This window comes from Streptomyces cynarae (assembly GCF_025642135.1).
GTDB lineage: Bacteria > Actinomycetota > Actinomycetes > Streptomycetales > Streptomycetaceae > Streptomyces > Streptomyces cynarae.
Window position 1 is genome coordinate 2860865 of record NZ_CP106793.1, and the last position, 22616, is coordinate 2883480.

Genomic DNA, 22616 nt, shown 5'->3' on the forward strand with positions numbered 1-22616 from the left:
CGGTCAATGGGCCGGACAAGAACCGGAGGAACCGTTTACTCCGGCACACTTCAGGGCCCCCACCCGGTGACGACCGGGCGGAGGCCCTGAGCGGACGACGGGTCAGCCGGCGAAAGCGGGCTGCGCCAGGCCCTTTCCGGCGCCGGGGACGACGAGGAGCGAGCCGGAGAGCGGGTGCGGGGCCTGAAGGCCCGTGCGGGCGGTGGTGATGTACAGGTCGGCCAGGTCGGCGCCGCCGAACGCGCATGCGGTGGGGCGCTCGACGGGCAGTTCCAAAACGCGGTCCAGGTCCCCGGAGGGGGTGTAGCGGTGGATCGCGCCGCCGTCCCACAGGGCGACCCACACACAGCCGTCGGCGTCGACGGTCAGTCCGTCGGGGAAGCCGCGCTCGACGTGGGCGAGGGCGCGCCTGCCCGCCGGGAGCCCGTCGTCGCCGACGTCGAAGACGTCGATGCGGCGGGTCGGCGAGTCGACGTAGTACATCAGCCGGCCGTCGGGGCTCCAGCCGGTGCCGTTGCTCACGGCGACGTCGTCGAGGACGGTGTGGACGGTGCCGTCGCCGGTGATCCGGGACAGGGTGCCGCCGCCCGGCGCCTCGTCGTAGCGCATGGTGCCCGCCCACAGGGAGCCGTCCGGGGCGACGGCCGCGTCGTTGCCGCGGCGGCCGGGCACCGGCTCGTGGTGCAGCCAGCGGAAGGTGCCGTCGGGGTCGCGCAGGCCCACGCCGTCGCGGAGGTTGAGCACCAGACCGCCGCCGGAGCGCGGCTTGGCGGCGCCCACGTGCTGCTCGCTGGTCATGACCGTGCGGCCCCCGGAGGCGGGGTCGTACGTGTGCACCCGGGACCCCAGGATGTCCACCCAGATCAGCCGACCGCCGTCGGCGTCCCACGTCGGGCCCTCACCGAGGGCCGCCTCCTCGCGTACGGCGAGCTCGTACGTCGTCGTCATGCGACGCTCCGGTGGCCGAGCCGCTCGGAGAGTTCCGCGGCGCCCTTCGCGGCGAGCTGCTCCAGCTCGGCGAGGCGCTCGTCGCTCCAGCGGATCATGGGCACCGAGATGGACAGTGCGGCGACGACCTGCCCGGTGCGGTCGCGCACGGGGGCGGCGACGCAGCTGACGTCGGGGTTGGACTCGCGGCTCTCCACGGCGATGCCGCGGGCGCGGATCCGGGCCAGGGCCTCACGCAGGGCCGCCGGGTCGGTGATGCTGTTGGGAGTCATCGCGACCAGCTCGGCGTCGTCCGGGACACGGGCGGCGAGTTCCGGCTCGGGCAGGGACGCGAGGAGCATCTTGCCGACGGAGGTGCAGTGGGCGGGGAGCCGACGCCCGGCCGCCGACACCATGCGCACGGCGTGCGTGGAGTCGACCTTGGCGATGTAGATGACGTCGGTGCCCTCGAGGATGGCCACGTGGACGGTCTCGTCGCAGGTCTCGGCCACGGACCGGGCGACCTGCAGGCCCTCGGCGGCGAGGTCGAGCTGCTCGGCGTAGCGGCTGCCGAGCTGGTACGGGCGGACGCCGAGGCGGTAGCGTCCCGGCTGTCCCTGTACGGGCACGATGTACGAGCGCGCGGCGAGCGTGGTGACGAGCTCGTGCACCGTGGTGCGCGGCAGCTGGAGCTTGCGCACGATGTCGGGGGCGGACAGCGTGCCGTCCCCGTCGAGGAAGAGCTCCAGGATGTCGAGAGCCCGGGTGACGGCAGGTACGAGGCGTCCCACGACCGGCCCCCTCTCCATGTTCGAAATTTCAACTGACGATCGGCATGACGAACACAGGCTAGTCATAGTGCGCTGGGGCGGCAATGGTCGTGCGAGGTGCGGGATTCCGCAAGTGGTCGGCGAGGATGGACGGCATGCCGTCCGCCTTCACGCCCCGCGACTTCCAGCTGGTCCTCCTGCGCCGCATGGCCGACCACAATCCGGACCTGGTGGAGGGCGCCCGCCACGAGCTGGGCGTCTCGATCGCGGACATGCGCGAGGCCAACAAGCGCTGGCAGGCGATGGTCCGCTCACCGCGCTCCCGCTCGGCCCTGACCCGGTACCGCTCGGTCCTGGGCGAGCCCGAGTCGACGACCCCCCGCCGCATCGGCGACCTGGACTGCGACGCCCTGCTGTGGCCGGTCCCGCTCTGGCCCGACCTGCGCTTCGAGATCCTGGTGGCGCCGAACGGCGTGGTGTGGAACGAGTGGCTGGTACGGGCCCCGGGCGCGCCGTCCCCCGAGCTGAAGACCCTGGAGGACCTGACCCCCTGGTCCTGCACGGTCGACGAGGCGGCCCGCGCCTTCGCCCCCGCCCGCCCGCTGGAGGGCACGGCCCCCACCCGCTGGGGCCTGGCCTTCACGGCCCCGGACGCGCGGGGCGTACGCCATCAGGTCGCCGCGGAGTTCACCTGGGGGCTGTTGCAGCGGGTGGGCGTCAGCGGGCAGCGGTGAGGATCGCGTCCACAACCACGGGCAGCGACCCGGTGTGGAGGTCGAGGAACAGGTTCGGCTCGACGAGCTCCAGCTCCATCACGCACGGCTGCCCGCCCGCCCCGTCCACCAGGTCGACGCGGGCGTAGAGGAGGTCGGCGTGGCCCGGGACGGCGGCCAGGGCGCGCTCGGCGGTGGCGAGTTCTGCCGGGGTCGGGGTCCAGGGCTCCAGGCCGGGGTGGGCCACCTTCTTCTCGTCGTACGGGGTTCCGGGCGCCAGGACGGCGCCCTTCCGGCTGGCGTGCAGCAGCCGCCCGCCGAAGAACTGCACCGCCCGCTCCCCGCTCACGTCGATGCCCTTCACATAGGGCTGCACCATCGCCGTGAACCCCTCGGCGTGCAGGCGGGCGAGCTGTCGTACGGCGGTGTCGTGCTCGCCGGGCGTGTACCGGGCGGCGAACCGGGCGCCGGCGCCCGAGGTGGGCTTGATGACGTACTCGTGGTCGCCGGGCAGGTCGGCGGGGTCGCCGGGGGCGATGTACCGCGTGGGGACGGTGGGGACGCCCGCGGCGGCCAGGTTCCCGAGATACCGCTTGTCGGTGTTCCAGCGGACGACGTCCGCCGGATTGGCCAGCCGGGTGGCCCTCCCGCACCGCTCGGCCCACGCCGTGAACTCGGCCGCCCGCCAGCTGTAGTCCCACGTGGACCGGATCACGGCCAGGTCGTATCCCGACCAGTCGACGTCCGTGTCGTCCCAGTACACGGCGTCCGCCTCGGCCCCCGCCGCCCGCAACTCCCGTATGAGCACCGGCAGATCGCGGTCGACGGCGACCTCCGGCCCGGGACGGCAGGTGACGAGTGCGACTCGGGCCACGTCTGGACTCCTGTTCGTACGACCAATGCTCCGCGACGATTCCTCCGCGCAGGCTAACAAAAGGGCGTGGAACCGGGCACGGGCCGTTGACCTTCACCTTCGGTGAAGCCCCAGCATCGGTGGCGGAACGGACGAGGAACGCCGGAAGGGCGGGGTGCGGCGGTGGAGATGCTGACGATCGGGGCGTTCGCGAAGGCGTGCCGGCTGTCGCCGAAGGCGCTCAGGCTCTACGACGAGCTGGATCTGCTGCGCCCGGCCCGGGTGGACCCGGAGACCGGCTACCGCTACTACGCCGCCGGCCAGCTGGAGCAGGCGCGGCTGGTGGCGTGGCTTCGGCGGCTCGGCATGCCGTTGGCGCGCATCCGGCAGGTGTGCGCGCTGGACGACGCGGGCGCCGCCCGGGAGATCCGTGCCTACTGGGCACGGGTCGAGGCGGAGACAGCGGCGCGCCGGGAACTGGCGGCGTTCCTCGTGGACCACCTCTCACATCCGTCGAGGAAGGACACCACCATGCTGGAACTGCGCTACTCGGCCCTCTCGGACCCCGGTCGGGTCCGCACGGCCAACCAGGACACGGCCTACGCGGGCGCCCGGGTGCTCGCGGTGGCCGACGGCTTCGGCTCCGGGGGCGCGCCCGCGAGCACGGCCGCGATCGAGGCGCTGCGGCACCTGGACCGGGAGCCGCTGCCTGCGGGCAGCGTGCTCAACCTGCTGGAGGACGCGGTGCAGGACGCCACCCGGGCGGTGCGGGACGCGGCAGGGAGCGACGCCGAGGTGGGCACCACCCTCACCGCGGCGGTGTGGACCGGCTCGCAGCTCGCCCTCGTCCACATCGGTGACTCCCGGGCGTATCTGCTGCGCGACGGCGAACTGTTCCGGATCACCCACGACCACACGGTCGTCCAGTGGATGATCGACGAGGGCCGGCTGACACCGGAGGAGGCCGCCGCCCATCCGCAACGCGCCCTGCTGCTGAAGGCGTTGACGGGCGGCGACGACGCCGGTGCCGTACCCGATCTGCGGCTGCACGACGCGCTGCCCGGCGACCGGTATCTGCTGTGCTCGGACGGCCTGTCCGGGGTCGTGCCGGACGAGGAGATCCGCACCGCGCTCACGTCCGCGTCCGCCCCGGACGAGGCGGTGCGGGCACTGGTGGGCGCGGCGAACGCCGCCGGCGGCCCGGACAACGTGAGCTGTGTGGTGGCGGAGGTGGTGGAGGCCGCATAACGGACGGGGCTGTGCGGCACGATGGGTTCGTAGGTCCCGTCCGCATGTCCGCCTCGACGCAAGGAGTGTCCGCGTGTCCTCCCTCTTTCCGGCACTGTCCGATCCCTCGGCCGGGCGGCGGCCCGCCCTGCGGTTCGGGGAGCGGGCTCTGACCTATGCGGAGCTCGCCTCGGCGGCGGGGGCGCTCGCCGGGCGGATCGGCGGGGCCATGGGCGTCCCCCCTGCTCGAGCGAAGTCGAGAGCTTGGGGGAGGGTGGCCGTATGGGCCACGCCCTCCCTGGAGACCGCCGTCGCCGCGGTCGCCGCGCTGAGCGCCGGTGTGCCCTTCGTCCCGCTCAACCCGAAGTCCGGGGAGCGGGAGCTCGGGCACATCCTGGCGGACAGCGCGCCGTCGCTGGTGCTCGCCGGGCCGGGCGTCGAACTGCCCGCCCCGGTCGGCGGACTGGAGCGCGTCGACGTCGATGTGCACGGCTCCGGGGCTCTCCCGGAGGGCGAAACCGGCGACGAGGACCCCGCCCTCGTCGTGTACACCTCCGGCACCACGGGCCCGCCCAAGGGCGCCGTCATCCCCCGTCGTGCCGTCGCCACCACCCTGGACGCGCTCGCGGACGCCTGGCAGTGGACGGGCGACGACGTGCTCGTGCACGGGCTGCCGTTGTTCCATGTGCACGGGCTGGTGCTGGGCATCCTCGGGCCGCTGCGGCGCGGCGGGTCCGTGCGGCACCTGGGGCGGTTCAGTACGGACGGTGTGGCGCGGGAGCTGGGCGAGGGCGCGACCATGCTGTTCGGCGTGCCGACGATGTACCACCGCATCGCCGAGGCCCTGCCCGCCGACCCCGAGCTGGCCAAGGCGCTCGCCGGGGCCCGGCTGCTGGTCTCCGGGTCCGCCGCGCTGCCGGTGCACGACCACGAGCGGATCGCCGCCGCGACCGGCCGCCGGGTCGTCGAGCGGTACGGCATGACCGAGACGCTGATGAACACCAGTGTGCGGGTGGACGGGGAGGCGCGCGCGGGGACGGTGGGGGTTCCGCTGCCGGGTGTGGAGCTGCGGCTCGTCGAGGAGGACGGGTCCGTCGTCGCCGCCCGCGACGGCGAGAGCGTCGGGGAGATCCAGGTGCGCGGGCCGAATCTGTTCACCGAGTACCTCAACCGGCCCGACGCCACCGCCGCCGCGTTCACCCCGGACGGCTGGTTCCGCACCGGGGACATGGCGGTGCGCGAGCCCGACGGGTACGTGCGGATCGTGGGGCGCAAGGCGACCGATCTCATCAAGAGCGGCGGCTACAAGATCGGGGCCGGGGAGATCGAGAACGCGCTTCTCGAGCACCCGGGTGTCCGGGAGGCCGCCGTCGCCGGGGAGCCCGACGACGACCTGGGCGAGCGGATCGTCGCCTGGGTCGTGCCCGCGGATCCCGCGGCGCCGCCCGGTGCCGACGAGCTGGCCGGCCACGTCGCCCGCCGGCTCGCCCCGCACAAGCGTCCGCGCGTGGTGCGGTACCTGGACGCCCTGCCCCGCAACGACATGGGGAAGATCATGAAGCGGGCCCTGCGGGATGCCTGAGCGCCCCTCAGCGCGGGACGCCCTCGCCCTGGTCACCGACGACTTCGCGGAACTCCCCTCCCCCGGGCGCGACGGGCAGCCCGACGGTCCGTTGGCCTGGCCCGGCTACGACGCCTCCCGGGCCCGCGCCGCCGCGCGCACCGGCGAGGAGGAGTCCGTCGTCTGCGGGCGCGCCACCGTCGGCGGCACCCCGGTCGTGCTGATCGCGTTCGAGTTCGGCTTCCTCGGCGGCTCCCTGGGCGAACACACCGGGGACCGGCTGGAGGCGGCCCACGTCCACGCCCGTGAGCGGCGGCTGCCGGTGGTCTCGCTGGTCGCGACGGGCGGCAGCCGGATGCAGGAGGGCATGCTCGCGCTGACCCAGTTGCAGCGCGTGGCCCGCCAGTCGGCGCTCACCCGCGCGGCCGGTCTGCCCCAGCTCGCGGTGTTGCGGGACCCGACCACGGGCGGCGGCTGGGCCACGCTGGGCGCGGGCGCCGACGTGGTGCTGGCCCTGCCGGACGCCCAGGTCGGCTTCGCGGGCTCCCGGGTGCGCCCACCGGACGCGGACCCGGCGGCGTACACCGCCCAGGCGCAGCTCGCGGCGGGCACCGTCGACGCGGTCGTACGGCCCGGAGAGCTGCGCGAGACGCTGGGCCGGTGGCTGTCGCTGCTGACGGCGCCCTCAGCCGAGCCCGCGCCCGTGCCCGGCGCGCTCGGCCGGGTGGACCTCCCGGCCACCGGCTGGGACGCGGTGCGGCGCGCCCGCGACCCGGAGCGTCCCCGCGCGCACGCCTACCTGGACGCCTACTTCACCGGCCGGGCGGCCATCAGCGGCGACCGGTGCGGCGGCACCGACCCGGACGGCATGCTGTGCGGCTTCGGCACCCACGACGGCCGGACCATCGCCTACGCCGCCCAGACCGGCACCGCGACCCGGCCCGCCGGGTACCGTACGGCCGCCCGGCTGATCCGCCTGGCGGACCGGCTGTCCCTGCCGGTGCTGACGCTGGTGGACACCCCGGGCGCCGCCAACGACGCCGACGCCGAACGGCAGGGTGCGGGCGCCGCGATCGCGGACCTGTTCGCCGCGGTCGCCACCGCCCGTACGCCGATCACCACGCTGGTCGTCGGCGAGGGCGGCTCGGGCGGCGCCCTCGCGCTGGCCGCGCCCGGCAACACGTGGGTCACGCCGGACAGCTACTTCTCCGTCATCGCCCCGGAGCTCGCCGCCGCGATACTCAAGCGCCCGCCGGAGCAGGTGCGGCAGACGGCGGACCGGCTCCGGGTCCGGCCCCAGGACCTGGTCGCCCTGGGGGTGGTACGGGGGATCGCCGGCGCCGCTACGTGACGGGCGGACCCCGTACAAGGTCCCCCGTGCGCGACGCGCCCAGGACCACCCGCCCGGACCATTCCGAGGGGCGCGGGCCCGCGTCACGTCAGAGGATGCGGAGAAGAGGCCCGCCGCCCGGCGGCCCGCCCGCGGTCCGTTCTCGGGAGGTACCGCCATGACCGTCAGCCTGGACCAGCTGCGCCGCTGCCACTTCGCCGTCGACCTGGGCGCGGCGAGGACCCGCGTCTACGTCAAGGGCGCCGGTCTGGTGGTGGACCAGCCCAGTGCGGCGGCCGTGAACACCCGTACGGGTGCGCTGATCGCGGTCGGTGAGTTCGCCGAGAAGATGACGGGCCGCACGCCCTCGTACATCCGCGTCGTCCGGCCCGTCTCCGGCGGTACCGTCGTCGACATCGAGATGGCCCAGCGCATGCTGCGCCATCTGCTCGGCGAGAAGCTCCGCCGCAGCCTGCGCCGCAAGCCCCGGCTGCGGGCCGCCGCCTGCACCCGCACGACGCGGACCCGCTGGCCCAGCGCGCGGCCGTGGAGACGCTGGTCGGGCTGGGGGCGCGCAGGGTGGAACTGGTGGACACGCTCGTCGCGGCGGCCGTGGGGTGCGGGCTGCCCGTCGAGCAGCCGGAAGCCTCCATGATCATGGTGTGCGGGGCCGCCGCCACGCAGATCGCGGTGCTGTCGCTGGGGAACATCGTGACCGCCGAGCGCATCCCGGTGGGCGGCGAGGCCGTCGATCACGCCATAGTGCAACACCTGCGGCACGAGCACGCGTTGATGCTCCCGAGCCAGTCCGTACGGCCGCTGCGGCTCGCCCTGTGCGCGGGCGGGTTCACCTCGGACGGGCCCGCCTCCACCGAGATCATGGGGCGGGACGTGGCGACCGGGCTCGCGCGCTCCGTGAAGGTCGACACGGCGGCCGTGCGGAACGCCATCCAGACCCCGCTGACCGCCGTCCTGGACGGCATCGGCAAGGTGCTGCGGGACTGCCCGCCCGATCTGGTGGCCGACCTCGCCGACCGCGGGATCATGATGGTCGGGGGCAGCGCGCTGCTGCCGGGGCTCGACGACATGCTGCGCCAGGCGACCGGCATGCCCGTGCACATCGCCGAACGGCCCGACATCTGCGCGGTGCAGGGCCTGGGCGCCATGCTGGAGGGCAGGATCCAACCTCTGACGTTGGATCCACTGGCGGCCTGAGCCCCCGGTCGTGCTGAAGGCCGGACGGTCTTTCGGTGGAGCCGGACGGCGTCCGGGTGGTCTCCGCAGGGAGCCGCGGGCGGTTCCGTACGATGGGCGCCATGGCGTCCCGCGTGTGCACCCGCTCCTCGGTGAGCCGTGCCCGCTGGGTGCTGCTGGTGATGGCGGTGCTGGCCGGGGTTCTGGCCATGCACGCGCTGTCGCCGTCCGGGACGCCGTCGGCGGGGCAGCACGTCATGATGGGGGCTCCGGGTACGGCAGGGCATCGGACCGCAGCCGCACCCGCTCCCGCGGACGACTGCGCGTGCCCCCATCTGTCGAACGCCGGCCATGGCGGGACGGCCATGGACCACTCCGGCGGCACCTGCGCGGCCGGAGGCACCGCCGCCTCCTACGTCCCGCCCGCCCTGCTGCCCGCGCTGACGGTCCCCGGTGAGTGCGCCGCGGCCTTCTCCGGTCACCCGGTCGCACGGACGGCCGACGGCCGGGCTCCGCCCGACCTGTCCGAACTACAGCTTCTGCGGATCTAGAGGCGCCCGCACGAAACCGGCCTTCTCAGGTGGCGTGCTCCGGTCAGTCTCACGATCCGTTCTTCCCGCGCGCCTGCGCGGGGTGTTCCAAGGAGCTGTACTTCTCATGGCATTTCGCCGTTCCTCGATCCGCCGTACCGTCGCCGCGGCCGCGGCCGCGGCCGCAGCAGTGGTGCTGACCGCCTGCGGCGGCAGCGACTCCTCCTCCTCGCCCTCCGCCTCGTCCTCCGCCTCGTCGGGGCACTCCGGCCACGGCATGGGGTCGATGTCCCCGGCCGCCCCCTCGGGCGGCGCCTCCGCGGCGCAGGGCGGCCACAACGCGCAGGACGTGGCGTTCGCGCAGGACATGATCCCGCACCACCGCCAGGCCGTGGCCATGGCCGGCCTGGCCCCGTCGCGGGCCTCCTCCCCGGACGTCAAGGACCTCGCCGCGAGGATCCGGAAGGCTCAGGACCCGGAGATCGCCACCATGTCGGGCTGGCTGAAGGCGTGGGGCGAGAAGGTCCCCGAGGGCAGCGGGTCCGGCATGGAGAGCATGCCGGGCATGGACCACTCCGGCTCGTCGATGCCCGGCATGATGTCCGACGGGGACATGAAGAAGCTTCAGAGCCTGTCGGGTGTCGCCTTCGACAAGGCCTTCCTCCAGATGATGATCGGCCACCACGAGGGCGCGATCGCCATGGCGAGGACCGAAGGGGCCAAGGGCGCCTACGATCCCGCGCAGACGATGGCGAAGTCGATCGTCACCTCGCAGTCCGCCGAGATCACCGAGATGAAGAAGATGCTCGGCGAGCGGTAGTCAGCAGGCAGTAGCAGTAGCAGTTGTGACTGGGCAGTGGGCCCAGGGCCGGCTCGGGGCAGCGGCGGTAGGCCGCTGCCCCGCATCCGGCTCCCTTCGCATCGCACCCGGGCGACGGCGGAGTGTCAGGTGACGGCGCGGAGCCTGCCGAAGGGCCGGTGGCGGAAGGACTCGTGGCGGTGCTGCTCGACGCTCCGGGCGGTCTCCTCGTCCGCGGGCAGGTGAACGACCAGCTGCTGCGCGTCCGCAGAGAGTTCGAGTGTCTCCCGGTGGAAGCGGAGTTCGTGTGCGGTGGGGTGGTTCAGTCGGAGGACGCCGCGCTTCGGGACCATGTGCCGGTTCATGCGCCGTGTGAAGTCGGGACCCGCGAGGGGCGCGAGTTCCGCGGTGAACCACTCGGAGTTCTCGACGGACGGCCCGAGCCACAGGTCGAAGGCCTGCTGGTCCGCGATGTCGTCCCAGTCGGCGAAGAAGGTGCGGGCGCGAGGGTCGGTGAACACATAGCGGGTGAGGTTGGGTGCGCCGGTCTCCAGCAACCCGGTTCCGTCCATCAGCCACGCGTAGCCGCCGGTGTGGGCGAGGACGTCGCCCAGACGGTTCGTCACCAGCGCGATCCCCGGCTCGAGGAGGCGCAGGGTCTCCAGTACGGACGGCCGGACCTCGCGCCGGGGCGGCGCCGGCCGTGTGTGGGCGACACACTCACCGCCGCTGATCTTCGCGAGGTAGCGCAGGTGGTTGCGCTCCGCGGGGTCGAGACTGAGGGCGTCCGCGAGCGCGTTCACCACCGCCACGGAGGGGTTGCGGTCGCGGCCCTGCTCGATACGGGTCAGGTACTCGACGCTGATGCCGGCCCGCACGGCCACGTCCGTGCGCCGCAGACCGGGTGAACGGCGGCGGCCGTGATCCGGTATCCCCAACTCGTCCGGCTGGATACTGTCGCGCTTGGCCCGGACGAAGTCACCCAACGGTGTACCCATGCCGTGAGCATACGGTGACGCCTCGCCGGTCGTGGAGTGCTGAGGGTGGCCCTGCGGGGGCCAGCCTGAGCCCGGCCTGGCTGGGCTCGTCGCGGCGGCCGATGGTGGTGGCCATGGAGAACACGCACAAGCTCGTGATCATCGTTGGCAGCGTCCGGGAGGGCCGGTTCGGTCCCGTGGTGGCCTCTTGGGTCGCCGATCAGGCCCGTGCGCACGGGGGATTCGACGTCGAGGTCGTCGATCTGGCGGACGTCGAGGTCCCGTTGGCCCTGCCAGCCGTGTCGCCGAAGTTCGCGGGCGACGACTACCCCCGTCCGGCCGGGATGGAGCCCCTGACGTCGGCACTCGACGGCGCGGACGCGTTCGTCATCGTCACTCCGGAGTACAACCACAGCTATCCGGCGTCGTTGAAGGCGGCCATCGACTGGCACTTCACCCACTGGACCGCCAAGCCGGTCGCGTTCGTCAGCTACGGCGGTGCGGCAGGCGGCCGGCATGCCGTACTGCATCTGGAGAACGTTCTGACCGAGTTGCACGCGGTGACGATCCGCGACGGTCTCGCCTTCCCGAACTACTTCACGGCGTGGCAGGACGGTCAGCCGCTCGACCCCCAGGCCCCCGGGTACGCCAAGACGTTGCTGGACCAACTCACCTGGTGGGCGGGTGCACTTCGGTCGGCACGCGAGGCCGCCCCCTACCCGGCGTGAGCCGGGGCAGCACGACAAGAAGGAGCCGTCCGCCCGCGCGGGGAGCGCGGTCCGGACGGCCCCTTCGAGCCGGCGATCAGAAGGAGACGTTGACTCCGGCCTGGTGGTAGGCGCCGAGGGTGCCGACGGTGCCCAGGGCAACGCCCTGGACGGTGCCGACCTGAGCCAGGACGTCCGCGTCGCTGACCGTCGTCGGGCCGACGACCGCGCTGGCGTGCGGGGCAAGGCCGCCGGAGACGTTGTCGAGCTCGGCGTCGGACAGCTCGGCGGTGTGAACCTGGGGAGCGGAGTTCATGATGGAACTTCCCTTCGCATGTGGTGTTCCGCAAGGGGGGAGCGTCCCGCTGGGGACAGGTGGCGGGCCGCGACCGCGGGCGTGCGGCATCCGTTACCGGCCACCCTTCGCACGACCCCGCGGCGCCAGCGATCAAAGCACGGAGTACGCCGGCTATCCAATCAACCGGCGCTTCCACCAGGGCGGTTGACCGCGCAGGCCACGCATCCGTAAAGGCACGCGCACGAATCGGGGGCGGTTTCTCCACACACCGCGCGAGGCCGGGACGGGACCGGCGTTTCCCCCGAGATGCGGAACAAGACATTCCGCGCCAATGGAACGCGCTCCGGCAACCCGTCGTGGAGATCCTTCGCACCTCGTGCCGCAGTTGCGCATTCACGGTGCAGATTCCCCGAACCCCGGGTGCCGACGGCTCTCGCCGACCGGGGACGACGTGACCGGCGCGGCCGAGCAGATCGGCATCGGGCGTGGTTACCGGTCTCCGAAAGGACCACGCAGGTCACAGAGAGTGGAGCAAGGCGAGCGTCTGCTCGAGCTCGTTCCGCAGCGCGCGTCCGGCCGCCTCGGCGTCTCCCCGTACGACGGCGTTCACGAGTTCGGCGTGCCCCTCGTCGCCGTGGTTCGGGTCGTCGGAGCGCAGGTTGAGCATCTCCAGCAGATCGAGCAGCCGCTGTTGCAGCACAGGCACGAACTCGCTGAACAAGCCGGTGAGCACCGGGTTGTGCGCCGCGGCGACCATGGCCCCGTGCAGTGCGATGTCGGCCTCGACGAACTCGGCGTTCCCGGCGTGCGCGGCCTCGCGGCGCCTGGCCAGGGCCCCGTGGAGGGCGGCGACGTCGTCGTCGGTCCGGCGCAGCGCGGCCAACTGCACGGCCTCGACCTCGACGAGCATCCGGACCTCGTAGACATCGGCGATGGCCGCCTGGCGGAGTCGGGTGGACCAGTCCTCCTTGGGCTTGGTCGCGATGACGAAGACACCGGATCCCTGGCGCGCCTGCACCAGCCCGGCGCCGGCCAGTGCACGGAGGGCCTCACGGACGGTCGAGCGCCCCACACCGAGGGACTTGGCCAGGGTGGTCTCGCCGGGGAGCCTGGTCCCGACGGCCCATTCACCGCTCGTGATCTGCTCACGCAGGCGCACGGTGGCCTGCTCGACCAAGGGGGACGGCCGCAAGGCACCCAGTGACATATGACGTTTCACCTTTCCACACCTCAGGTTGTCTGAGGAGCTGAGTTGTCGTTACTGTACCTCCCATGTCGCTGCACGAGCTCCTTCTTCTCGGCTGCCGCTGCGGGGCCTGACACGACCGGCCCCCCGCAGCGGGGTCCGGGCTGTGCCGGTCACGGATGGCCGACTGAAGGAACTTCAGCAAGATGACCCACTCCTCGCCGAACATGTTCCCCACCCTGCGCACTCCTGCCGGCGATGTGCCGGCGGACGCGCCGCGCTGGAACCCCCAGCGTCCCAGCGCGATGCCGCACCACCGCTACCGCCCCGCGCACGAGCGGGTGGCCCTGCCGCTGACGGACCGGACCTGGCCGTCGCGCCGGATCGAGCAGGCCCCACTGTGGGTGCCGGTCGACCTGCGAGACGGCAACCAGGCGCTGGCCGAGCCGATGGACACCGAGCGCAAGCGCCGGATGTTCGATCTCCTGGTCACCATGGGGTTCAAGGAGATCGAGGTGGGCTACCCCTCCGCCAGCCGGACCGACTTCGACTTCGTCCGTCACCTGGCCGACAGCGGCGCCGTCCCCGACGACGTGACCGTATCCGTCTTCACCGCGGCCCGCCGGGACCTGATCGACCGGACCATCGCCTCCATCGAGGGGCTGCCCCGCACTCTCGTACACCTCTACACCGCGACGGCGCCCGCCTGGCGGGACGTGGTCCTCGGCCGCACGCGGGCCGAGGTCCACGAGCTGATCCGGGACTCCGCCGCCTACCTGATGCGCCAGGCCGAGCAACGCCCGCAGTCCGACATCCGGTTCGAGTTCTCCCCGGAGGTCTTCAACCTCACCGAGCCGGACTTCGTCCTGGAGGTGTGCAACAGCCTGACGGAGCTGTGGGAGGCGAGTTGGGACCGGCCGGTGGTGCACAACCTGCCGGCCACGGTGGAGATCGCCACGCCCAACGTCTACGCGGACCAGATCGAGTACATGGACCGCCACCTGGCGCGCCGCGAGTCCGTGATCCTGTCGGTCCACCCGCACAACGACCGCGGCACCGGCGTCGCCTGCGCCGAACTCGCCGTTCTGGCGGGCGCGCAGCGAGTGGAGGGCTGCCTGTTCGGCAACGGCGAGCGCACCGGCAACGTCGACCTGGTGACCCTTGCCCTGAACCTCTACGCGCAGGGCGTGAACCCCATGATCGACTTCTCGGACATCGACGCGGTACGTGAAGCGGTGGAGCACTGCAACCGCCTGCCGGTCCACCCCCGCCACCCCTACGGCGGCGACCTCGTGCACACGGCGTTCTCCGGCACCCACCAGGACGCCATCGCCAAGGGCATGGCCCACCACGCCGAGCAGGCCGCCGAGCAGGGCGTCCCCGTCGAGGAGGCCGCCTGGGCGGTGCCGTATCTGCCCATCGACCCGGGAGACATCGGCCGTACGTACGAGGAGGTCATCCGGATCAACTCCCAGTCCGGCAAGGGAGGCATCGCGCACCTGCTCCACACACACCACGGTCTGGACCTGCCCCGGGCGATGCGCCCGGACTTCTCCCGCGCGGTGCAGCAGGTCACCGACGCCACCGGTCAGGAGCTGTCCGCCAAGGAACTGTGGGAGCTGTTCCGCACCACGTACATCGCCCCGGCCCTGGACGGCCCGATGACGCTGGCCTCCTGGGCCGCCACGGAACCCGCGCCCGGCGAGCACCGGTTCACCGGCACGCTGGTCGTCTACGGACAGGAGCGCCCCTGCGAGGGCACCGGCAACGGCCCGCTGTCCGCCCTGGCCGACGCTTTGCGTACCGTCGGGATCACCGTCGACATCCTCAGCTACACCGAGCACTCCACCACCACCGGCCCGGGCAGCCCCGCCGTCGCCTACGCCGAATGCCGTGTGGACGACGTGCCCTGCTGGGGCGCGGGCCGGGACACCTCTGTGCTGACCGCGTCGGTCCATGCCGTCATGGCCGCTGTCAACCGTTCCGGATGGGCCTCCTCGTGACGGCAGCCCCTGTCCTGCGCGTGACGGATGCGGACGTCGTCCGCGACGGCAATCCCATCCTGAGCGAGGTGTCGCTGACAGTGCGAGCCGGCGAGCACTGGGCGCTGCTCGGCGCCAACGGAGCGGGCAAGAGCACCCTGCTCGGTCTCCTCGGAGCGCTCGCCCACCCCACCCGTGGCACGGTCGAGGTGCTGGGCCACCGTCTGGGGCGGGTCGACATGCGCCAACTGCGCTCCTACGTCGGCCACGTCAACCCCCGGCACGACCTGCGCTCACCCCTCAAGGTGCGGGACGTCGTGCTGACCGGGCTGACCAACACCCTGGAACGGGTTCCCCGTTGGCGGCCGACGCCCGAACAGGTCGCGACGGCGGAGCGTCTCATCGGCCTGCTCGGTCTCGGCGAACACGTCGAGGCGCGCTGGCCGACCCTGTCGCAGGGTGAGCGGGGCCGGGCACTGATCGCCCGTGCGCTCATGCCCAGTCCGCGGCTCCTGCTCCTGGACGAGCCCGCGACCGGACTGGACGTCGCCGGCCGTGAACAGCTCATCGAACGCATCGACGCACTGCAGCGCACGTACTCGGATCTCGCGTCGGTCCTGGTCACCCACCACCTGGAGGAACTGCCTCCCGGGACGACCCACGTGATGCTGCTGCGCGACGGGCGCCGCCTGGCCGCCGGCCCCGCCGACGAGGTCCTCACCAGCGACCAGGTCAGCAAATGCTTCGACCATCCGATCCGGCTCACGCGCGTGGACGGACGGTGGAGCGTGCGGGCGGCCCGCCCGGCCGGCACCGGACACGTCTGACGTAGTGGTCGCGGTGGCGCGCGCCACCGCGACCGGCTCCCTTCCGGCCGACCGTGAGCCGGGCAACCGTCTCGTCCGCGCGGTTGCCGCCGGTGCCGTCCTGGATGCGGTGTACGCCGTGGCGGCAGGACCGCGGCCGGTTCATCCGGCCACCGCGGACCGCACACGCGGAGTGCCGGGCGGCCTGGCGCACCGGCCACGAGAGGCTGGGCCTGGATCACGCCGGAAGGCCGCCTGACGCCGACCCGTCCCCTGGATTTTGGTCCGGGCGAGTGAACAGGGGCCGCCACGTCCGCGTGGCGACCCCCGATCTCTACGTTCCCGCAGATAGAAACGCTTCTGCGCGTGTAGCGCCTGGTGGGGCGGGTGGGACTCGAACCCACGGCCGACGGATTATGAGTCCGCTGCTCTAACCGGCTGAGCTACCGCCCCGTCACGGCGCGTCGCGTACATGTGTGCGCGCCGTCTGCCGCAGCATAGCCGCTCATACGATCTCCTGCTTCGGATGGTCGTCTTCCGCGGCCCTTCATGACCTTGAGGACTTCACCGCAGACGCGGCGGTTCCCCCGGACATGAAAAAGGACCCCGAAGGGTCCTCGTTCAGCATGCTCCCCCGACTGGACTCGAACCAGTAACCTGCCGGTTAACAGCCGGCTGCTCTGCCAATTGAGCTACGGAGGACCGAGCTCCCCCGACTGGACTCGAACCAGTAACCTGCCGGTTAACAGCCGGCTGCTCTGCCAATTGAGCTACGGAGGAATGCCTCGTTGCATCGAACGTACCTCCCCGGGTATCCGCCAGGGGGCGCTCGCTCGCTGCGACACATACATTAGCGCAAGCAGGGGGGTGCTCCGCCAACCGGTACTCCTCGACACCGGCGCCCACGCAAGGGACGACGCAGACGCAAGGGAAGGATGGCCGCCATGCGCTATCGGCTCACGTTCGTCGCCGGGCTGGTCCTGGGCTATGTGCTGGGGACACGGGCCGGGCGCGAGCGTTACGAGCAGTTGAAGAAATCCGCCCGGCAGGTCGCGCAGAACCCTGCCGTGCGCAACACCGCCGAGACGGCAGCCCACCAGGGCCGCGAGATCGCCGGGAAGGCCCTCCACGCGGTGGGGGCGAAGGTGGGCGACCACATGCCCGACTCGGTCGCCGACCGTGTGCGCTCACTGCGTGACCGCGGCACGAACGGCAGCGGACCGGACGACTGGGGCACCAGCAACAGCTGACCCGGGGATCGGTGACGTGCGCGCCGGGAGGGCCCCGCGGCTCCTCCCGGCGCGCACGTCCACCCCCTTCCGTACGGCAGAATTTCCGCCATGGGGATAGTCGCCGGGTTGGACAGTTCGCCCGATTTCACTCGTATCGTCGTCTGCGACACGGACACGGGGGCCGTGCTCAGGCAGGGGTATGCGCCGCATCCGGTGGAGACCCCCGAGGATGGGGGTACCGCCCGCGCGAGCGGAGCCGAGCGTGCGGGAGGCCGTCCCTCCGACATCGACCCGCAGGCCTGGCTGCTGTCGCTCGGGGAGGCGGCCGGCGGCGGGCTCCTGGAGGGTGTGCAGGCCATCGGCGTCTCCGCGCAGGCGAACGCGCTGGTCCCGCTCGACACGCAGGGCGCCACCGTGCGGCCCGCGCTGGTCGGCGGCGACAAGCGGGCACAGGTCGCGGCGGCCGACCTGATCGACGCGCTCGGCGGCGGCAGGCCTGGGCCGAGGCCGTCGGCTGCGTCCCGCAGGCCGCGCAGCCCGTGACCAAGCTGCGCTGGCTCGCCAAGACGGAACCCGACAACGCGCTCCGCACCGCCGTGCTGATGCAGGCCCACGACTGGCTGGTGTGGCAGCTGCTCGGCCGCCCTGTGCGACGGACCACCGACCGGGGCGGCGCCTCCGGGACCGGGTACTGGTCGGCGGCGACCGGCACCTACCGCAGCGACCTCGTCGAGCTGGCCCTCGGCCACCAGGCCATGGTGCCCGAGGTGATCGGCCCCTCCGAGGCGGCCGGTACGACGCCGGAGGGGCTGCTGATCTCCGCCGGCACCGGGGAGACCATGGCCGCCGCGCTGGGTCTGGGCATCGGGCTCGGCGACGCGGTGGTCTCGCTCGGTGCCTCCGGGTCCGTGATGGCCGTCCACCCGGAGGCGCTCGTCGACTCCTCCGGGATGATCACCTCGCTCGCGGACGCCACGGGCATGCACCTCCCGGTGGTGACCACCCTCAACGCCGTGCGCACCCTGCGCGGCACCGCCGAACTCCTCGGCCTGCCGGACCTCGAGTCGCTGTCCGACCTGGCGATGAAGTCGACGCCGGGCTCGCACGGGCTCGTCCTGCTCCCCTACCTGGAGGGCGAGCGGACCCCGAACCTGCCGCACACCGCGGGCACCCTGGCCGGGCTGCGGCGCGAGTCGATGAAGCCGGAGCACCTGGCGCGGGCCGCGTTCGAGGGCATGCTGTGCGGGCTCGCGGACGCGCTGGACGTGCTGCGCGGGCGCGGCGTGGAGGTGCGGCGGATCTTCCTGCTGGGCGCCGCCGCGGAGCTGCCCGCCGTGCAGGCGGCGGCTCCCTCGCTGTTCGGCGCGCAGGTCGTCGTCCCCCAGCCGGCGGACTACGCGGCGATCGGCGCGGCCCGCCAGGCGGCCTGGTCGCTCGGCGTCTCCCAGGGCACCCTCGACCCTCGCACCCCGCCCCCGTGGCAGGGCGCGGCGGCCCAGGTCCTGGAGCCGGGCGAGGAGCTCGCGGTGGGCCAGGCCGTACGGCAGCAGTACGTGTCGGTACGCGAGCAGACGCATCCGGGAGCGTTCCGCCCGTAGACACGCTGATCGTCGCGGCCGTAGGGGTGGCTGTGTCGTCCGTCTCACAGGGCGTCACCCGCACGGCGGCCGCCCGGCGGTGACGCACGTCACCACCCTTCAGGACTACATCCGAAGGCCGAGTCCGCTCGGTCGTATGACCGCTGTCGGCTTAATCGGTTGAGGTAACGCGGGTGGAGTGTTCGACGATAGGGCGTGGTGCACCACCGACCGCCTCCCTTTTCGTCGACCACTCCGAGAGACTTCGCGTGCTCATACGACTTCTGAGGACCCATATGGGTCCGTACAAGAAACCGATAGCCCTGCTGGTGCTGCTGCAGTTCCTGCAGACCTGCGCCACGCTCTATCTGCCCACTCTGAACGCGCACATCATCGACAACGGTGTCGTGAAGGGGGACACGAACTACATCCTGACCTTCGGCGGCCTCATGATCGGGGTCTCGATGGGCCAGGTCGTGTGCAACATGGGCGCCGTCTACTTCGGAGCCCGGACCGCGTCGGCCGTCGGGCGGGACATCAGGGCAGCCGTCTTCGACCGGGTGCAGTCGTTCTCCTCCCGTGAGGTGGGTCACTTCGGCGCGCCTTCGCTGATCACCCGGACCACGAACGACGTGCAGCAGGTGCAGATGCTCGCCCTGATGACGTTCACCCTGATGGTGTCGGCGCCGATCATGTGTGTGGGCGGCATCGTCCTGGCGCTCGGTCTGGACGTGCCGCTGTCCGGTGTCCTGGTCGCCGTGGTGCCCGTGCTCGGCATCTCCGTGACGCTGATCGTGCGCCGGCTGCGGCCGCTGTTCCGCACCATGCAGGTCCGCCTCGACACGGTGAACCGGGTGCTGCGCGAGCAGATCTCCGGCAACCGGGTCATCCGCGCCTTCGTCCGGGACGACTACGAGAAGGAGCGCTTCAAGGGCTCGAACACCGAGCTCACCGACGTGGCCCTCGCCACCGGCCGCACGCTGGCGCTGATGTTCCCCATCGTGATGACCGTGGTGAACCTCTCCTCGATCGCCGTGGTGTGGTTCGGCGCGCACCGCATCGACAGCGGCGGCATGCAGATCGGCGACCTGACGGCGTTCCTCGCCTACCTCATGCAGATCGTCATGTCCGTGATGATGGCCACCTTCATGTTCATGATGGTGCCGCGCGCGGAGGTCTGCGCCGAGCGCATCCAGGACGTCCTCGGCACCTCCTCCAGCGTCGTACCGCCCACGGCGCCCGTCGCCGAACTGCGCCGGCACGGTCATCTGGAGATGCGGGGCGCAGGGTTCCGCTATCCGGGCGCCGAGGAGCCGGTGCTCAAGGCCATCGACCTGGTGGCGCGGCCCGGCGAGATCACGGCCGTCATCGGGTCCACCGGCAGCGGCAAGTCCACCCTGCTCGGGCTGATCCCCCGCCTGTTCGACGCCACCGAGGGCGAGGTCCTCGTGGACGGTGTGAACGTGCGGGAGATCGAACCGAAGCTGCTGGCCAAGACGGTCGGGCTGGTGCCGCAGAAGCCGTACCTGTTCGCGGGCACGGTCGCCACGAACCTGCGCTACGGCAATCCGGACGCCACCGACGAGGAGCTGTGGCACGCGCTGGAGGTGGCGCAGGCCAAGGACTTCGTCTCCAAGCTGGAGAACGGCCTGGACTCCCCCATCGCGCAGGGCGGCACCAACGTCTCCGGTGGCCAGCGGCAGCGCCTCGCAATCGCCCGCACCCTCGTGCAGCGCCCGGAGATCTACCTCTTCGACGACTCCTTCTCCGCCCTCGACTACGCCACCGACGCGGCCCTGCGGGCGGCGCTCACCCGGGAGACCGCCGAGGCGACCGTCGTCATCGTCGCCCAGCGGGTGGCGACCATCCGGGACGCCGACCGGATCGTCGTCCTGGACGAGGGCCGTGTCGTCGGCACCGGCCGCCACCACGAGCTGATGGCGGGCAACGAGACCTACCGGGAGATCGTGCTCTCCCAGCTCACGGAAGCGGAGGCTGCCTGATGGCCGGGCCCATGCGGGGGATGATGGGCGGGGGCGGCCCCGACCAGCGCTCGATGGACTTCAAGGGGTCCGGGAAACGGCTCCTCGCCCAGTTCGCACCCGAACGCCCCACCATGATCGCGATGCTGGTCTGCGGTGTGCTGAGCGTCGGGCTGTCCGTGGTCGGACCGAAGATCCTGGGCAGGGCGACGGACCTCGTCTTCGCCGGGATCATCGGCCGTCAGATGCCGGCGGGCCTGAGCAAGGAGCAGGTCCTCGACTCCATGCGGAAGCGCGGCCAGGGCGGCATCGCCGACATGCTCTCCGGCACGGACTTCACCCCGGGCAAGGGCATCGACTTCGGTGCCGTGGGGGACGTCCTGCTGCTCGCGCTGTGCACGTTCCTGGTGGCCGGCCTGCTGATGGCGGTGTCGACGAGGCTCTCCAACCGGGCCATCAACAGGACGATCTACCGCATCCGCGAGGACGTGCAGGCGAAGCTGTCGCGGCTCCCGCTGTCGTACTTCGACCAGCGGCAGCGCGGTGAGGTGCTCAGCCGCGCGACCAACGACATCGACAACATCCAGCAGACGCTGTCGCAGTCGATGGGCCAGCTCATCAACTCGCTGCTGACGATCGTCGGCGTGCTGGCGGTGATGTTCTGGGTGTCGTGGCTGCTGGCGCTGGTCGCCCTGGTGACCGTGCCGCTGTCGTTCTTCGTCGCGACCCGTGTGGGCAAGCGGTCGCAGCCGCACTTCGTGCAGCAGTGGCGCACCACCGGCAAGCTGAACGCCCACATCGAGGAGATGTACACCGGGCACACTCTGGTGAAGGTGTTCGGTCGGCAGGAGGAGTCGGCCAGGCAGTTCGCGGAGCAGAACGAGGCGCTGTACGAGGCGGGGTTCCGGGCGCAGTTCAACAGCGGTGTGATGCAGCCGCTGATGATGTTCGTGTCCAACCTGAACTATGTGCTGGTCGCGGTGGTCGGCGGTCTCCGGGTCGCGTCGGGCGCCCTGTCGATCGGTGATGTGCAGGCCTTCATCCAGTACTCGCGGCAGTTCTCGATGCCGCTCACGCAGGTCGCGTCGATGGCGAACCTGGTGCAGTCGGGTGTCGCGTCGGCGGAGCGGATCTTCGAGCTGCTGGACGCGGAGGAGCAGGGGGCCGACCCCGAGCGCGGGCTGCGGCCGGAGGAGCTGCGCGGGCGGGTCGCGCTGGAGAACGTGTCGTTCCGCTACGACCCGGAGAAGCCGCTCATCGAGAACCTCTCGCTGAAGGTGGAGCCGGGCCAGACGGTCGCGATCGTCGGCCCGACGGGAGCGGGCAAGACCACGCTCGTCAACCTGCTGATGCGCTTCTACGACGTCACCGGCGGACGGATCACGCTCGACGGGGTCGACATCGCGAAGATGTCCCGGAACGAACTGCGGTCCTCGATCGGGATGGTGCTGCAGGACACCTGGCTGTTCGGCGGCACGATCGCGGAGAACATCGCCTACGGCGCCTCCCGGAAGGTCACGCGGGGCGAGATCGAGGAGGCGGCGCGGGCGGCCCACGCGGACCGGTTCATCCGCACGCTGCCGGACGGCTACGACACGGTGATCGACGACGAGGGGACGGGGGTCAGCGCGGGTGAGAAGCAGCTCATCACGATCGCGCGGGCGTTCCTGTCGGACCCGGTGATCCTGGTGCTGGACGAGGCGACGAGTTCCGTGGACACGCGGACCGAGGTGCTGATCCAGAAGGCGATGGCGAAGCTGGCGCACGGGCGGACGTCGTTCGTGATCGCACACCGGCTGTCGACGATCCGGGACGCCGACACGATCCTCGTGATGGAGAACGGCTCCATCGTCGAACAGGGCTCGCACACAGAGCTGTTGGCCGCGGACGGGGCCTACGCACGGCTGTACAAGGCGCAGTTCGCGCAGGCCGTCGCCGAGGTCGACTGATCCGGTCCCGGGGGCC

18 protein-coding genes, 3 tRNA genes and 2 pseudogenes are annotated in these 22616 nt (G+C 71.9%); 14 read left to right on the forward strand and 9 right to left on the reverse strand.

The features are described 5' to 3' along the window. Positions 1–102: 102 nt before the first annotated feature. The gene (locus N8I84_RS13390) at positions 103–948 is read right to left on the reverse strand and encodes an SMP-30/gluconolactonase/LRE family protein (protein WP_263229747.1); all 846 of its coding nucleotides are present in this window, start codon (positions 946–948) and stop codon (positions 103–105) included. Beyond that, positions 945–1718: an IclR family transcriptional regulator gene (locus tag N8I84_RS13395; RefSeq protein WP_263229748.1), complete on the reverse strand. Its 774-nt coding sequence runs from the start codon at positions 1716–1718 to the stop codon at positions 945–947. The genes N8I84_RS13390 and N8I84_RS13395 overlap by 4 nt, the downstream gene beginning before the upstream one ends. 134 nt (positions 1719–1852) lie before the next feature. On the opposite strand from N8I84_RS13395, the gene N8I84_RS13400 reads away from it, so the two are divergent. Continuing rightward, on the forward strand, positions 1853–2431 hold the full coding sequence (locus tag N8I84_RS13400; RefSeq protein ID WP_263229749.1) for a hypothetical protein: 579 nt from the start codon (positions 1853–1855) through the stop codon (positions 2429–2431). On the opposite strand, the gene N8I84_RS13405 is transcribed toward N8I84_RS13400, so the two are convergent. After that, a complete protein-coding gene (locus N8I84_RS13405; protein WP_263229750.1) occupies positions 2415–3284 on the reverse strand; it encodes an ATP-grasp domain-containing protein in 870 nt (289 codons plus the stop codon). The two genes, N8I84_RS13400 and N8I84_RS13405, sit on opposite strands and share 17 nt — an antisense overlap. Before the next feature lie 162 nt (positions 3285–3446). Between N8I84_RS13405 and N8I84_RS13410 the strand changes: the two genes are divergently transcribed. From N8I84_RS13410 to N8I84_RS13435, 6 genes and pseudogenes are all read left to right on the forward strand, one after another. Beyond that, positions 3447–4511, forward strand: a complete 1065-nt coding sequence (locus N8I84_RS13410; RefSeq protein WP_263229751.1) for a MerR family transcriptional regulator — start codon at positions 3447–3449, stop codon at positions 4509–4511. A gap of 73 nt (positions 4512–4584) precedes the next feature. Further along, positions 4585–6072 carry an acyl-CoA synthetase gene (locus N8I84_RS13415; RefSeq protein WP_263229752.1) on the forward strand — a complete coding sequence of 496 codons (1488 nt, stop codon included), beginning with the start codon at positions 4585–4587 and terminating at the stop codon, positions 6070–6072. Then, positions 6065–7402, forward strand: a complete 1338-nt coding sequence (locus N8I84_RS13420) for a carboxyl transferase domain-containing protein (RefSeq protein ID WP_263229753.1) — start codon at positions 6065–6067, stop codon at positions 7400–7402. The genes N8I84_RS13415 and N8I84_RS13420 overlap by 8 nt, the downstream gene beginning before the upstream one ends. A gap of 157 nt (positions 7403–7559) precedes the next feature. Then, positions 7560–8596: pseudogene (locus tag N8I84_RS13425) on the forward strand (rod shape-determining protein). Positions 8597–8697: 101 nt separating this feature from the next. Continuing rightward, positions 8698–9126: a DUF6153 family protein gene (locus N8I84_RS13430; RefSeq protein ID WP_263229754.1), complete on the forward strand. Its 429-nt coding sequence runs from the start codon at positions 8698–8700 to the stop codon at positions 9124–9126. A 106-nt stretch (positions 9127–9232) separates the two neighbouring features. After that, entirely contained in the window at positions 9233–9925 is a 693-nt protein-coding gene (locus N8I84_RS13435) for a DUF305 domain-containing protein (protein ID WP_263229755.1), read from the forward strand. 125 nt (positions 9926–10050) lie between these two features. Here N8I84_RS13435 and N8I84_RS13440 read toward each other — a convergent pair whose 3' ends face one another. Beyond that, complete coding sequence (locus N8I84_RS13440; protein ID WP_263229756.1) at positions 10051–10902, reverse strand: helix-turn-helix domain-containing protein; 852 nt, start codon at positions 10900–10902, stop codon at positions 10051–10053. A 113-nt stretch (positions 10903–11015) separates the two neighbouring features. Between N8I84_RS13440 and N8I84_RS13445 the strand changes: the two genes are divergently transcribed. Then, positions 11016–11609 (forward strand): NADPH-dependent FMN reductase, encoded by a 594-nt coding sequence (locus tag N8I84_RS13445; protein WP_263229757.1) that lies wholly within the window; start codon positions 11016–11018, stop codon positions 11607–11609. A gap of 76 nt (positions 11610–11685) precedes the next feature. Here N8I84_RS13445 and N8I84_RS13450 read toward each other — a convergent pair whose 3' ends face one another. Both N8I84_RS13450 and N8I84_RS13455 read right to left on the reverse strand, forming a co-directional pair. Then, a complete protein-coding gene (locus tag N8I84_RS13450) occupies positions 11686–11904 on the reverse strand; it encodes a class IIb bacteriocin, lactobin A/cerein 7B family (RefSeq protein ID WP_263229758.1) in 219 nt (72 codons plus the stop codon). A 499-nt stretch (positions 11905–12403) separates the two neighbouring features. Further along, positions 12404–13093 (reverse strand): FadR/GntR family transcriptional regulator, encoded by a 690-nt coding sequence (locus N8I84_RS13455; protein WP_263229759.1) that lies wholly within the window; start codon positions 13091–13093, stop codon positions 12404–12406. Positions 13094–13278: 185 nt separating this feature from the next. On the opposite strand from N8I84_RS13455, the gene leuA reads away from it, so the two are divergent. Both leuA and N8I84_RS13465 read left to right on the forward strand, forming a co-directional pair. After that, complete coding sequence (gene leuA / locus N8I84_RS13460) at positions 13279–15075, forward strand: 2-isopropylmalate synthase (protein ID WP_263229760.1); 1797 nt, start codon at positions 13279–13281, stop codon at positions 15073–15075. Then, a complete protein-coding gene (locus tag N8I84_RS13465) occupies positions 15072–15881 on the forward strand; it encodes an ABC transporter ATP-binding protein (RefSeq protein ID WP_390898887.1) in 810 nt (269 codons plus the stop codon). The genes leuA and N8I84_RS13465 overlap by 4 nt, the downstream gene beginning before the upstream one ends. Positions 15882–16236: 355 nt before the next feature. On the opposite strand, the gene N8I84_RS13470 is transcribed toward N8I84_RS13465, so the two are convergent. The 3 genes from N8I84_RS13470 to N8I84_RS13480 form a co-directional block, all read right to left on the reverse strand. Then, positions 16237–16313: transfer RNA gene (locus N8I84_RS13470), tRNA-Ile, on the reverse strand. Between the two features lie 176 nt (positions 16314–16489). Beyond that, positions 16490–16562, reverse strand: a tRNA-Asn gene (locus tag N8I84_RS13475). 5 nt (positions 16563–16567) lie between these two features. Beyond that, positions 16568–16640 (reverse strand) — tRNA-Asn (locus N8I84_RS13480). 155 nt (positions 16641–16795) lie between these two features. On the opposite strand from N8I84_RS13480, the gene N8I84_RS13485 reads away from it, so the two are divergent. The 4 genes and pseudogenes from N8I84_RS13485 (at position 16796) to N8I84_RS13500 (ending at position 22600) form a co-directional block, all read left to right on the forward strand. Further along, entirely contained in the window at positions 16796–17110 is a 315-nt protein-coding gene (locus tag N8I84_RS13485) for a YtxH domain-containing protein (RefSeq protein ID WP_263229762.1), read from the forward strand. 90 nt (positions 17111–17200) lie between these two features. Then, positions 17201–18690 (forward strand): annotated as a pseudogene (locus N8I84_RS13490) (xylulokinase). A gap of 248 nt (positions 18691–18938) precedes the next feature. Continuing rightward, positions 18939–20672: an ABC transporter ATP-binding protein gene (locus N8I84_RS13495; RefSeq protein WP_263229763.1), complete on the forward strand. Its 1734-nt coding sequence runs from the start codon at positions 18939–18941 to the stop codon at positions 20670–20672. Beyond that, positions 20672–22600: an ABC transporter ATP-binding protein gene (locus N8I84_RS13500; RefSeq protein ID WP_263229764.1), complete on the forward strand. Its 1929-nt coding sequence runs from the start codon at positions 20672–20674 to the stop codon at positions 22598–22600. Before N8I84_RS13495 ends, N8I84_RS13500 begins: the two co-directional genes overlap by 1 nt. The last annotated feature ends 16 nt before the right edge of the window (positions 22601–22616 follow it).